Source organism: Roseibium sp. (assembly GCF_965233565.1).
In the GTDB taxonomy this organism is placed as follows: Bacteria; Pseudomonadota; Alphaproteobacteria; order Rhizobiales; family Stappiaceae; genus Roseibium.
The window spans coordinates 873,401-885,435 of sequence record NZ_OZ247494.1; the positions used below are offsets into that span (position 1 = coordinate 873,401).

Below are 12,035 nucleotides of genomic sequence, written 5' to 3' on the forward strand. Positions count from 1 at the left end.
AAAAGGACTGATGCACAATGCCGATGAACGCGAATGAGATCGAAACCCTGATCAAGGAGGCGCTGCCCGACGCTCAGGTGGAGATCCGCGACCTGGCCGGCGATGGCGATCACTACGCGGCCAATGTCGTTTCCGAAGCCTTCCGGGGCAAGAGCCGCGTCCAGCAGCATCAACTGGTCTATGAAGCCCTGAAGGGCAACATGGGCGGTGCCCTGCACGCCCTTGCGCTTCAGACCAAGGCTCCGGATTGAGCAAAAACGGCCTGACAGGTTGCCGCGCAGGCGCATGAACACTTGATTCTTGCCTCTCACCTGTCCAGATAGCAGGGAAGTCGATCGGAGATCTGAACATGATGCTCGCCTTATTGCTGACCGTGTCCTTGCTTGCCATGCTGGTCATGGAACTGCGGATCTGGCGCTCCGTATCGAAACTGGTTTACCGCACCGGCAAATCGCTTCTGGCGCCGCCGGCGAAACAATGAGGACGTGAAACCCATGAGCATCCAGGACTGGATCAAGAACGAAGTCGACAGCAACGATGTTGTGCTGTTCATGAAAGGCACCCCGAACTTCCCGCAATGCGGTTTTTCCGGGCAGGTTGTGCAGATCCTCGACTATGTCGGCGCGCCGTACAAAGGCATCAACGTGCTGGAAGACGATGAGCTGCGCCAGGGCATCAAGGAATTCACCAACTGGCCGACCATTCCCCAGCTCTATGTGAAGGGTGAATTCGTCGGCGGCTGCGACATCATTCGTGAAATGTTCCAGAACCAGGAACTGCAGGGCATGCTCACCGAAAAAGGCGTCGAGACCAGCCAGCAGACGGCCTGAGCCGCCAGCACCTGCATGAGTCGAAGTTTCAAGGGGCGGTTTTCCGCCCCTTTTTTTGCCGATGTCTTGCCCATGAGGACAAGGTTTTGACCAACACCGCCGACCGAGTTCATTTCTTTTGGAGCGGGCCGTTCAGCCAGTGGCAGAAATCCGCGTTCGATCTCGACGGCAAGACCTTCAACACCGCCGAACAGGCCATGATGTATTTCAAGGCGCTTCTGTTCGATGATCTCGAAACGGCTGCCAAAATCGCGGCCGCTTCAGATCCGGGGCGGCAAAAAGCGCTTGGCCGGCAGGTCCGCAAATTTGAGGAAACTATCTGGCAGGCCCAAAGGGAAGAGATCGTTTACCGTGTGAATCACGCGAAGTTCAGCCAGAACAAGGGGCTCAGGCGCAAGCTCTTCCAGACAGGCGACAAGCTGCTCGTCGAAGCCAGCCCCACCGACCTGATCTGGGGCATTGGTCTTGACGCGCAAACGGCGGCCCGGACCGAACCGGAAAACTGGCCGGGACAGAATCTTCTGGGCAAGATCCTGACCGATGTCCGGAACCAGCTTCGGTTGGAGCATCCGGACGAGGTGACCCAGACGGAGCTCTGACACCCCCGTCAAAACCACCTAGACTTGCGTTTTATCCAACGTTAACCCGAATCGAAATCGTAGCTTCTGGCGCCAAACCTCGGCAATATCAGACGAATCGCCTAAGCTGAACGTCAGGTGAATGCGGATGTCAGGGTGAGTACAGGTGTGTTCCGCCATTCTCCGTCCATATCACGAGGCCCTTGAACTGTTCGGGGCCGGGAAATGGGACCGGGGACAATGAAGAAGATTGCTGTTGCAGCCACCACCACTTTCGCGCTTGCACTGGCCGGCGTGAGTCTCGCCTTGTCCGGAGGCGTGAAAACCGACACGGAACTGCGCCGAGTCGATTGCCAGGCCATCACCATGTTCACGCCCGCTCAAAAGAAGAGCGCTGAAGAGCTTTGCGCCAATTACGGCGGCGTCGCCGCAAAGAACGCCGGACCGTCCGACGAAGGTCTCGTGATCCTGGTGCGCAACCAGCCGATGGGCGGGTTTGCAGGCGAAAAAAGCCTTCACTGAACCGGGAACGAACTTCAGTCTTCAACGAATACCGTACTGGCCGCGATCCGGTCCTTGACATTGTGCAGCTCCACGCCGCCAAGACTGTCGGTCCTGAACCGGCCCTCCACCGCAACCTCGTCCGTTGCCACCACCGGCTGGCCGATGACCTTGCCATATTCGCCAAGCCGGGCAGCAACATTCGCCGCACTGCCGATCACCGTAAAATCCAGCCGTTCCTTTGACCCGACATTGCCATAGGTCACCTCGCCATAGGCAATGCCGATGGCGCAGGATAGCGACATGTCATTCGTCTCCGGATCCGGGTCCTTCAGCCTTGAGACAATCTCATGCGCACTTTCCACCGCATGGGCGCAGGCCGCCGCATGTCCGGCCCCGGCCGGAAAGATCGCCAGCACTGCATCGCCGATGAATTTGAGCACCTCGCCTTCATGCGAGTTGACGATGTCCGTGGTGACTTCAAAGAAGCGGTTGAGCTGCTCCACATAGGCTTCACGGCCCAGCTCCGTCTCCAGCCGTGTGGAATGGCGCAGGTCGCAGAACAGGATTGCCGCGTCGATGACATCGCCGTCGCCCCGGCGGATCTCTCCGCCCAGTACCCGGGCACCTGTGCGTTTGCCGAGATAGGTTTCCAGCAGCGAGGTCGCGCTGGAGGTCAGGGCAAAGACCTCAAACAGGCGGCTGATCAGGGCGGAACACTCAAAAATGAGCCCGAGATTGGCGGTGGTGAAACCATTCGGATGATCGGATGCAAGCGTCAGGACGTTGATGCGCCCGTCGGAGAACGGCAAGGGCATCGCGACATAATCGGTCACGCCCTTCTCCTTCAGATCTTCCATGATCGGGAAATTGAATTCGTCCGGATTGGTGTCGAGCTTCTGACGCACACCGCCGAGGCCGTCGGCGACGTGCTGGAACGGGCTGTCGGTAAAGACCGGGCTTTCCAGAATCTCGTAGGACGGATAGCGGCTGATGACTTCGTCTTCGTCGCGCGACCAGATGCAGTTCTGCCCGGCGATCATCGGATGCAGGGACCAGATCAGAATGCTGAGGCGGGAAACGGCAACGCCGTCCTCAACCAGTTTACGGCCGAGCGCTGCCAGCAGCTCGTCCGGCGACTTGGCAAGCCAGGCCTCGCGCAGGAGCCAGTCGACCACCGGCCCGGTGATATTACCGATCGGCAGCGCCTCGATCTCCGCGCCCTCATGCTCGATCCGGTCTGCAACACCGGGCATGAAGGCAAAACAGCCGTCGACCGCCTGGCCTTCCGGCAGGGCCTTGGGATAGTGCCAGGCGCCGTTTTCCATGCGCTCCTTGCCGGCCTTCACATGGCTGTAGGACGCCGTGCCCTTGAAAGGACAGAACGTCTTGTGCTCCGGTGCCGGCTCCAGCTCCGCCAGAATGTCCTCTTGCGGGAAATAGACCACCGGCGACAGCCGGGTCTCATACATGACCTTCGCCCTGTTGGAACGGGCTATGACCTCTCCGCGCCGCCAGGCAATCACTTCGCCGGCAAGCGGTTCCACGACGATACCGTAGTCATTGGATGTCTGTTGTGCACGCAAGGTCATGGGAAAGAGATAGGGGATGGTTGAAACGTCGTCCAGCCGCTCACACCGACGCTCCGCCGAAAAGATGAGCAAGACGCTTCAACTCAGCCCCGTCCATTTCTACACCTTGAACCAGTCCGACCAGGCGGGCCAGGCATCCACCAGGTCCGCAATCCGGGCATAGCCCTGTCCGTCCGGATGCATTCGGTCTCCTCGGGTCAGGCTGTTTAGATAGGCTGTATCGCCGAGCAGAGGGGTCTGAATGTCGAGATAGGCAACGCCCAACGCGGAGGCCAGGTCCTCGAAGGCCCTGTTGAGTGCAATCGCGTCTTCCTGGCGAAAACTGATTTCAAGCCCGGCGCTTGGATGCATCGGAGAGCATGCGACATTTGCCGGTGGCAGACCGACCCACAAGGTCGGGTAGGCCGCTGCTGCTGCCGAAACCAGCTCCGCAGCGCTCGCAAGAGACACTTCGGGGGCAACATGCCGCCCCTGCCCGGTAATCACGGCAACATCATTGATGCCGAACTGCAGAACCACCCGGTTGTCGGCGCCCTCCGGCAGCCGCGGTGTGCACTCGCTATGCCAGCGTGCGCCGATCTGATCGGTGGTTTCCCCGCGAATGCCGAGATCGTAGCGGGTCAGGCGCAGGTCCCCGGAGGTTCGCCGGGCACAAAGACGCCCGGTCCAACCGAGGCCTGTTTCGTCTCCGCTGCCATTTACATAGCTGTCGCCCACAAAACAGATCCGCAAATCCCGCATGTCACCTCCCGCAAGTCCGCTTCCCAGCAGACTGGCCCGAACGGCGCACCGGGTCCAGTCTTGAGGAGGGGAAGATGCGGGCGGAGCGGCGGACCCCGCCTCTGGCACTCACTCAGCTGACCGCAGCAGCCTTTTGAGGATCTGCTTCAATCTCGCGCAGCAGTCGGGACAGCCGGACCTTCGGATCAAGTTCGGCATCCGTGATATGGGCCAACATCTCAGACCGACTGGCTGAAATCACTGCCGGATCAGCCTGGGCCAGGCCATGAAACACGAATGGGCGCAGATAGGTCATGCCGGTTAGATTGGCGGTTTGCTGGAAAGGTTTCAGAAATTCATCCATGGAGAAGCTGTTATAGCCGCCGGCGTGATAACTGCTTTCAGGTCCGCCCGTTGAAACCAGGCAAAGAAACTCGCGCCCTTTCAGCTTGTCACCTCCCGGCCCATAGGCAAAACCGTAGCTGAGCACGGCATCCATCCACGCCTTCAGGACCGGTGGAGAGGAATACCAGTAGAACGGAAACTGAAACACAATGCGGTCATGAGCAAGCAGCAAGGCCTGCTCGTCGCGGCGGTCAAATGTCATCATCGGGCCACCGACCGCCGTCAGGTTGCGCGCGGTTACGCCGGGGCTTTGCATCAGGGCCTGATACCAGGCGCGGTTTATCCGAGAAGACGACAAGTCGGGATGGGCGGTTAGAACGAGGATTTTCATCTTGTTTCGCTCCGTTGTCGCAAGCACCGTCAGCATGCTTGGCGGCAGGTCTGTCAGAAGGAACAGGGTCTGGGATCGCAAGCCGGAAAAGCGGCATCAGGCGAATTCATCTGGCCAGGCGCTCCGGCACCGGTGCCAGACGGTACTGAGACCAGAAAAACGTGTTGGCAGCATCCTGGTCGGCGCTGAGATTGGTCGCCTCAACGATCTTGCCATCCTCAATGCGATAGACCAGGGCCCAGATCGTATCGACATTGGGCTTGTCTGCCACGTTGGACCACCCCCGGTGAATGTCCACCACATGGGTCTCGTCCGCCCCGAAATAGATCGGTTCGGCCTTGAACCCCGCCGCGCCAAGTTCCGCGAAAAACGCAAGGACTTCGTCCCGGCCGGTCTTGGTGCCTGAGAGCGGGTGGCGCCCGGGGATATGCCAGCGCACATTTTCGTCCATGACCGCGGCAATGCCATCGAGATCATTGGCCCCATATGCGGCAAAGAAGTCCTGCACCACCTTGACGTTTTCATCGGGAGATCCGGCAAGCGCCGGTGTTGCGGCAAACAGCGCGGACGCAATTGTGATGGTTTTCAAGACAGAGTTCATACCAGCCTCCTCAGGCATTCGGCTGCAACCAGCAGACGGGTTTCGCCGTTGTCGCTGCAGTTTGGAAACGGAAACCGGATCACAGGTGTCCGGTTCAGGGCATGCTGGCCAGCACAAGAGAACCCTAAAGAACTTGACTGAGTTCATGAATTACCCGATTTTTAATCACACTCATGTATAAAATCGAATAATGACTCTTGCTGGAACCTGGATGCGTCTCCCCCTCGCAACACTCGAGATTTTCATTGCGATTGCGCAGCACGGGAGCCTGAAAGCGGCGGCCGACGCGCTGGGGATCAAGCCCTCGACGGTCAGCCATCAATTGCGCAATCTTGAGGAAAGGCTGGGAACAGCGCTCTTTGTCCGCACGACGCGCTCAGTCAATCTGACGGAAGCCGGCCGTACCCTGATGCGCGGGGCAGGCCCTGCATTCGAGCAACTCGCAGCCGCCCTGGAAAGCGCACGAACGACCGGGCATGCCGCCCGCGGCAGCCTTCGGCTGGCCGTGCCGGACTTCGCCTACAGGCTTGTGCTCGCGCCGATCATGAAATCCTTTCGAAAAGCCTTTCCTGAAATCGACCTCGAACTGTCTCTGACGGATGCCCTGTCGGACCTTCTCGATGAAAAGCTGCATGCCGGCTTTCGCATCGGAGATCGCATCGCCGACGACATGATCGCCGTCAGGCTGACACCACCGCTTCGTCTGCTGGTCGCCGCCAGCCCAGAATACGTCGAAGAGCATGGTCGCCCTGAAGCCCCGCAGGAGCTGCTCCACCACAGCTGCATCAGTTATCGTTTCCAGACATCTGGAAAAATCGCCGAGTGGCGTTTTTCCGGTCCCGATGGCGACTACTCGGTTGCCACGGGAGGCAATCTTGTTGTCAACACGCTGCCAGCCTCGGTCGACCTTGCCAGACGGGGACTTGGTCTGGTCTATACGTTCCGGGATTTCTGTTCAGAAGATATTGCCGCGCAGCGTCTGATCCCGGTTCTGGAGGACCACCTCTCAAAAGCCCCGGGCCTTCATATCTATTTCCCGCGCGAATATAAAAACATGGTCCCGCTCAGGCTGCTGATAGAACATCTGCGCGGGCCGTCCAAACAGGCACCGGTGAAAACATGACAGAGACCACGTCAGCCGAAGATATTGCAGCCTTTTTGGCCAGACACGGCCTGAATTGCGCTCCGGAGCAGCGCCTGCTCGACATCACCAGCGAACTTGGTGAGGTCAGCAAGGAAGTCCTGAAGGCTTCAAACTACGGCCGGTCCAGACCTGACATCACCGCCGATCTGAAAGAGGAAATCGGCGACCTGCTGTTCGCCGTCCACGCGCTCGCCATCGAATGCGGCCTCGATCCGGAAAAGAGCCTGCTGGCCGCTTTGCGGAAATATCAGGCAAGAGCCGACCTGAAGGGTGACATCGGATCAGGACGCTAGACCGATCCGTGCACCAGTCGCCGCCAACAGCGCTTCAGTCACGGTTTGACCGCAATTCGCCCTTACCTGCGGGGTCAGGCTGCATTGGCTCAAGTGGTGAGTCTGTGCGGGCAAGAAGTGGAAAACAGGTCAGGCATGCGCGCCATCCTCGTCACATTGCTGTTGCTGTTGTTTTTGGGGGTCAACATGGCCGCCGCCTTCAGCGGTGCCAAGACGACTGCCGGTGCCATTGTCCCGCTTGAGACTGGCGTTTCATCAACAACGCCTGCTCTTGAACTGCCTCATCACGCATGCTGTGAACAGGGCGGCCGACAGGCTCCCGGCACCAAATCCGCCCAATGCAGCGCGGACTGTCTGTCTTTGCTGCTGGCGTCTCTGACGCTTCCCGTGGCGGCCGAAGTGGAAATCGAATCAACCTCATCGCCCCTCCTGATCGCGCATGGGCCTGGCCCCGTCCTTCAGCCTCCCATCGGTTTCTGATCACTCGTCCCCGGTCCGACAGGCCCGGGATCATCAGAAACTGCAAGGTTGAACGAAGCTGATCCGGGCGCCTTTACCCGGCCCGGGCTTCGCCTCACCTCACATACAGGTAATCGCTCAATGAGCTTTGAGGACACCACCAATCGGGCTCCGTCCGCCACGACACCGATCGCCGGTCGCGGCTTCCTGAACGCCCACACGTTTTTCATGGCTGCCTGCTGTCTGGCCATGCTCGCCGGCACGGGGCTCCTGATCTATTCGGCCCCTTCCGGACTGACCTGGACGGAAACCCTTCTCCTGGCCGGGCCGATGCTCGGCTGCGTTGCCATGCATGCGGTCCTGCACCGTTTCATGGGCAAATCCTGCCAGGCCACCAACAAGACCGGAGCCGACCAATGACCAAGACCAAATTGATGCTTGCCGCACTCGGCAGCGCCCTGTTCCTGTCTGCCGCAGCGCAGGCCGGGGACGAGACGACAATCACTGTCTACAAGACGCCCTGGTGCGGCTGCTGCGAGGTCTGGACCGACGCCGTTGAAGCCGCGGGCTACACGGTTGTCGTCGAGAACCACGAGGACCTCACCGCGATCAAGAAACAGGCTGGCGTCCCGGACGACGTGCAGGCCTGCCACACTGCGGTGATCGGCGATGAGCGCAAATACATCCTCGAAGGCCATGTGCCGCTGGAGGCCATGGAAAACCTGATGAGCGAGCGCCCTGACATTCGCGGGATCGCCGTGCCGGGAATGCCGCAAGGTTCCCTCGGCATGGGGCACGACCCGAATGCCCGTTACACCGTCTACGCAATCGGGGCAAAAGGCTCTGAAAGCGCCAAACCCTACATGGAAATGGGTCAGTAACAACAAGATGAAACACCTGACAAGAAGACACTTTCTTGCCGGTTCGGCGAGCCTTGCAGGGCTCGCCGTCACCGGCTGCGCGTCGACCAGCAAGGCGCCCGTTCCCCTGTCGCCCGCAGAGGATCCGGCCAATCTCGCCATGTATCGCGCCATGCCGGAAGAGCGATTTTCGCTGCCGGCGGTCGATCTGAAAAAAGTGCCCGAGCGTTTCTTTCGACAGCAGGTCGATTACCCGACCAGTGAACGGGTCGGGACCCTGGTGGTCGACACCAACAACTATTACCTCTACCTGGTCCAGGAACAGGGCAAGGCGATGCGCTATGGCGTCGGTCTTGGCCGGGCCGGGTTCGAATGGTCCGGACGGGCCAGGATCGCCCGCAAGGCCGCCTGGCCGAAATGGACGCCGCCTGAGGAGATGATTGCCCGCGAACCGGAACTGGAGCAGTGGAGCTGGCGCAATGGCGGCATGCCGCCGGGATTGCAGAACCCGCTTGGCGCCCGGGCGCTCTATATCTTTCAGGGCAACAAGGACACGCTCTACCGCGTTCACGGCACGATGGAATACTGGACCATCGGCTCCGCCGTCTCCAGCGGTTGCGTCCGGCTGATCAATCAGGACATTATCGACCTCTACAGCCGCGTTCCCGACGGCTCGCCTATCGTTGTGCTGTAATGATCCTTCGGCCAAAAGTCGTCTGGCCGGCATGCGCGGCCTTGATCACCGCCGTGGCTGCGGCGGTCGGATACGTCACCTGGCCGCAAGGGTCTTCAAACTCTGCTTCGGCCGGCCTTCTCCGCCCGGACGATCCGGCGCTGGTCCGTCAGGGTGCCGGCATCTATGAGCAGGCCTGCGCTGCCTGCCACGGCAATCAGCTTCAGGGAGAACCGGACTGGCAGACCGCGAATGCCGACGGCACGCTGCCCGCGCCACCGCATGACCAAACAGGCCATACCTGGCACCATTCCGACGACCTTCTCTTCCGGATCACCAAATTCGGAACCCGAAAAGCGCTGGGACTGGAGACCGTTGCCTCAAACATGCCGGCGTTTGAAGAGACGCTGACAGACGAAGACATCGTCGCGGTTCTGTCCTTCATCAAGGCCAGCTGGCCGGAAGACATCCGCACACGGCACGACCTGCTCAACAGGTCGACGGACACTAGGAACTGATCCGGCAGTTCGACGTCAAACCGCAAATGCGGCGTTCAAACGTCAGCCCGTAATCGCCTTCAGCTCCAGGAAATCCTCCAGGCCGAATTCGCCATATTCCCGGCCGTTGCCCGATTGCTTGTAGCCGCCGAAAGGCACGTCCCAGTCCGGGCTGGCGCCATTGATGTAGACACTGCCCGCTCTCAGCTTCCGCGAGACACGTTTGGCCCGTTCCGGGTCGCTGGTCTGAAGATAGGCGGCCAGGCCATAGGGCGTGTCATTGGCCATGGCAATCGCCTCGTCTTCCGTTTCGAAGGGGATCATGACGAGAACGGGTCCGAAAATCTCGTTGCGGGCAATCGACATCTCGTTGGTGACATCGGCAAAGACCGTCGGCTTGACGAAATAGCCGGTCTCGAACCCGTCCGGTTTTCCCGGACCACCGGCAACAAGCCGGGCGCCATCGGCAATGCCGCGCTCGATATGCCCCTGGATCTTTTCATATTGCAGATCACTGATCACGGGACCGACGTGATCGCCGGGCCTGGCCGGATCGCCCACCCTGGTTTCCGCCGCGATTGTTCCTGCAAGAGCAACTGCATCCTCATAGACGCTTTGTTCCACCAGCAGGCGGGTCGGCGCGTCGCAGGACTGGCCGGTATTGGAAAAGCAGCTGCCAAGGGAAAAACGCAGAGCGGTTTCCAGGTCCGCATCCGCAAACACCAGGTTGGCCGACTTGCCGCCCAGCTCCAGCGCCACGCGCTTGACTGTCTCCGCGGCGTTCTGCGTGACGGAGATGCCGGCTCGGGTGGAACCGGTGAAGGACATCATGTCGATGCCGGGATGGGACGACATGGCAGCGCCAACCCCGGGACCATCGCCATTGACCAGATTGAACACGCCCGCCGGACAGCCGGCCTCGTCCAGCATCTCGGCAAAGAGAAGCGCGGACAGCGGCGCTATTTCGCTCGGCTTCAGAACCATGGTGCAGCCGGCGGCGAGCGCCGGGGCCACCTTGGCGGCGATCTGGTTGATCGGCCAGTTCCAGGGTGTGATCAGGCCGCAGACACCGATCGGTTCGTGGCGCAGAAGGCTGCCCCCGCGCGGGCTGGGTTTTTCGAACCGGTGGTTCCGCAACGCTTCCAGGGTGGCCTGCAGGTGGCCCGTCCCGGCAGGTGTCTGCTGCTCGCGGGCGAAATCGATCGGCGCGCCCATTTCCAGGCGGATCGCCTCGTCCATCTCGCCAGACCGGCGCTCATAAATGGCAATGACCCGCTCCAGCAGGGCCGCCCGTTCCTCGACAGAGGTCTGCGACCAGGTGTCGAAGGCAGCCTGCGCGGCAGCAACGGCCCTGTCGACATCGGCAGCGGTGCCGAGCGAAATCACGGCAACCGGCTGCTCGGTGGCCGGGTTGATCACGGTCAGGTCGTTCGGCTCAATCGGCTCAACCCAGGTGCCATCGATGTAAAACTGCCGCTTTTCGATCATCCGCCTGCCGCTTCCCGTTTGTCTGACGCCGGTTCACCCCGATGGGGCACAACTTCATAGCCGGATTCTTCCGGCTCGTCGTCAAGCATTTCAGCGGGAAAACCGGGCGCAAGCACATTGAGGCTGGTTGCGTCTTCGAGCCGCTTGATGATGTTTGGCGAGAGCTCCCGCGGGCCATACCGCTCGATGCCATCGGCAAAAATCCGGTTCAGCAGGGGCGACAGTTCCAAAGGCACGTCATTGTCCTCGGCAATCTTCTGAAAGAGACCGATATCCTTGGCCACCAGGTCCATGGTGAAGGAGATGTCGCGCGAGCCGTTCAGGATGACCTGGCTCTCCGTCTCGTGCACAAAGGAATTGCCCGAGGAAATCCGGATCGCCTCATAAGAGGTGTTCAGATCCATGCCAGCGGCCTTGCAGGTGGTCAGCGCCTCCGCAAGAGCGACGAGATTGGCCGTTGCCAGGTAGTTGGTCACCACTTTCAGGATCGAGGCCGATCCGATGTCGCCCGTATGCAGCACGCGTCGGCCGAGCACGGTCAGGAACGGCAGCGCCTTTTCAAAGGTGGGCCGCGCGCAGCCGGCAAAGATCGAGATGTTGCCGGTCGCCGCGCGGTGGCATCCACCGGAAACCGGACATTCGATCGCCTCCGCCCCATTGGCGATCACAAGCTCTGCCAAACGCCTGGTCTCAGCCGCGTCGGTCGTCGACATCTCCGCCCAGATCCTGCCCGGGCCGATCCCTTCAAGAATGCCGTTTTCGCCTTCGACCACGGCAGCACACGCCGCCGGGCTCGGCAGGCAGGTGATGACAACATCGCAGCTTTCCGCCAACTGTTTCGGACTGTCGCCGCGTGTTGCGCCCATGGCGACAAAACTCTCCACCAGCAGCGGGTTGAGGTCGAGCACGGTGAGCTCGAAACCGTTGCGCAGGATGCTGCCGGCAAGTTTGCCGCCGACATTGCCAAGACCGATGAAACCGACACGCATGAGACGCAGCCTTCTGAAGGAGTGAAACAGGAGCTCTCAGCTTGCGCCTCGCCAAATCAAAATAGAAACGATAT

The 12,035-nt window shown here is 60.4% G+C and carries 18 protein-coding genes; 12 read left to right on the forward strand and 6 right to left on the reverse strand.

Going from position 1 to position 12,035, the window contains the following annotated elements:
- Positions 1-17 precede the first annotated feature (17 nt).
- The 5 genes from ACO6TG_RS04215 to ACO6TG_RS04235 all read left to right on the forward strand — a co-directional run bounded on the left by ACO6TG_RS04215 (position 18) and on the right by ACO6TG_RS04235 (position 1,930).
- Positions 18-251, forward strand: coding sequence for a BolA family protein (locus ACO6TG_RS04215; protein ID WP_094071352.1), 234 nt, complete (start codon positions 18-20; stop codon positions 249-251).
- A gap of 98 nt (positions 252-349) precedes the next feature.
- A complete protein-coding gene (locus tag ACO6TG_RS04220; RefSeq protein ID WP_422377013.1) occupies positions 350-481 on the forward strand; it encodes a hypothetical protein in 132 nt (43 codons plus the stop codon).
- A gap of 13 nt (positions 482-494) precedes the next feature.
- Positions 495-830: a Grx4 family monothiol glutaredoxin gene (gene grxD, locus ACO6TG_RS04225; RefSeq protein WP_094071353.1), complete on the forward strand. Its 336-nt coding sequence runs from the start codon at positions 495-497 to the stop codon at positions 828-830.
- Positions 831-916: 86 nt separating this feature from the next.
- Positions 917-1,429: an NADAR family protein gene (locus ACO6TG_RS04230; RefSeq protein WP_422377014.1), complete on the forward strand. Its 513-nt coding sequence runs from the start codon at positions 917-919 to the stop codon at positions 1,427-1,429.
- A gap of 219 nt (positions 1,430-1,648) precedes the next feature.
- Positions 1,649-1,930 (forward strand): antitermination protein, encoded by a 282-nt coding sequence (locus tag ACO6TG_RS04235; RefSeq protein ID WP_422377015.1) that lies wholly within the window; start codon positions 1,649-1,651, stop codon positions 1,928-1,930.
- Positions 1,931-1,944: 14 nt separating this feature from the next.
- Here ACO6TG_RS04235 and ACO6TG_RS04240 read toward each other — a convergent pair whose 3' ends face one another.
- From ACO6TG_RS04240 to ACO6TG_RS04255, 4 genes are all read right to left on the reverse strand, one after another.
- Positions 1,945-3,573, reverse strand: coding sequence for a DUF427 domain-containing protein (locus ACO6TG_RS04240; protein ID WP_422377016.1), 1,629 nt, complete (start codon positions 3,571-3,573; stop codon positions 1,945-1,947).
- A 27-nt stretch (positions 3,574-3,600) separates the two neighbouring features.
- Positions 3,601-4,242, reverse strand: a complete 642-nt coding sequence (locus ACO6TG_RS04245; protein WP_422377017.1) for a GDSL-type esterase/lipase family protein — start codon at positions 4,240-4,242, stop codon at positions 3,601-3,603.
- Positions 4,243-4,354: 112 nt separating this feature from the next.
- Positions 4,355-4,957, reverse strand: coding sequence for an NAD(P)H-dependent oxidoreductase (locus ACO6TG_RS04250; protein WP_422377018.1), 603 nt, complete (start codon positions 4,955-4,957; stop codon positions 4,355-4,357).
- Between the two features lie 106 nt (positions 4,958-5,063).
- Positions 5,064-5,558, reverse strand: a complete 495-nt coding sequence (locus ACO6TG_RS04255) for a nuclear transport factor 2 family protein (RefSeq protein ID WP_422377019.1) — start codon at positions 5,556-5,558, stop codon at positions 5,064-5,066.
- A gap of 211 nt (positions 5,559-5,769) precedes the next feature.
- Between ACO6TG_RS04255 and ACO6TG_RS04260 the strand changes: the two genes are divergently transcribed.
- The 7 genes from ACO6TG_RS04260 to ACO6TG_RS04290 all read left to right on the forward strand — a co-directional run bounded on the left by ACO6TG_RS04260 (position 5,770) and on the right by ACO6TG_RS04290 (position 9,505).
- Positions 5,770-6,681 carry a LysR family transcriptional regulator gene (locus tag ACO6TG_RS04260; RefSeq protein WP_422377020.1) on the forward strand — a complete coding sequence of 304 codons (912 nt, stop codon included), beginning with the start codon at positions 5,770-5,772 and terminating at the stop codon, positions 6,679-6,681.
- Positions 6,678-6,995, forward strand: a complete 318-nt coding sequence (locus ACO6TG_RS04265) for a MazG-like family protein (protein WP_422377021.1) — start codon at positions 6,678-6,680, stop codon at positions 6,993-6,995. Before ACO6TG_RS04260 ends, ACO6TG_RS04265 begins: the two co-directional genes overlap by 4 nt.
- A gap of 135 nt (positions 6,996-7,130) precedes the next feature.
- Positions 7,131-7,475 (forward strand): hypothetical protein, encoded by a 345-nt coding sequence (locus ACO6TG_RS04270; RefSeq protein ID WP_422377022.1) that lies wholly within the window; start codon positions 7,131-7,133, stop codon positions 7,473-7,475.
- Positions 7,476-7,595: 120 nt separating this feature from the next.
- A complete protein-coding gene (locus tag ACO6TG_RS04275) occupies positions 7,596-7,874 on the forward strand; it encodes a hypothetical protein (protein WP_422377023.1) in 279 nt (92 codons plus the stop codon).
- Positions 7,871-8,335, forward strand: coding sequence for a DUF411 domain-containing protein (locus tag ACO6TG_RS04280; protein WP_422377024.1), 465 nt, complete (start codon positions 7,871-7,873; stop codon positions 8,333-8,335). The genes ACO6TG_RS04275 and ACO6TG_RS04280 overlap by 4 nt, the downstream gene beginning before the upstream one ends.
- Positions 8,336-8,342: 7 nt before the next feature.
- Positions 8,343-9,008, forward strand: coding sequence for a L,D-transpeptidase (locus ACO6TG_RS04285; protein WP_422377025.1), 666 nt, complete (start codon positions 8,343-8,345; stop codon positions 9,006-9,008).
- Positions 9,008-9,505, forward strand: a complete 498-nt coding sequence (locus tag ACO6TG_RS04290) for a c-type cytochrome (protein WP_422377026.1) — start codon at positions 9,008-9,010, stop codon at positions 9,503-9,505. The genes ACO6TG_RS04285 and ACO6TG_RS04290 overlap by 1 nt, the downstream gene beginning before the upstream one ends.
- Positions 9,506-9,547: 42 nt before the next feature.
- On the opposite strand, the gene ACO6TG_RS04295 is transcribed toward ACO6TG_RS04290, so the two are convergent.
- Positions 9,548-10,972: an aldehyde dehydrogenase family protein gene (locus ACO6TG_RS04295; RefSeq protein ID WP_422377027.1), complete on the reverse strand. Its 1,425-nt coding sequence runs from the start codon at positions 10,970-10,972 to the stop codon at positions 9,548-9,550.
- A complete protein-coding gene (locus ACO6TG_RS04300) occupies positions 10,969-11,961 on the reverse strand; it encodes an NAD(P)-dependent oxidoreductase (RefSeq protein ID WP_422377028.1) in 993 nt (330 codons plus the stop codon). The genes ACO6TG_RS04295 and ACO6TG_RS04300 overlap by 4 nt, the downstream gene beginning before the upstream one ends.
- Between the last annotated feature and the right edge of the window lie 74 nt (positions 11,962-12,035).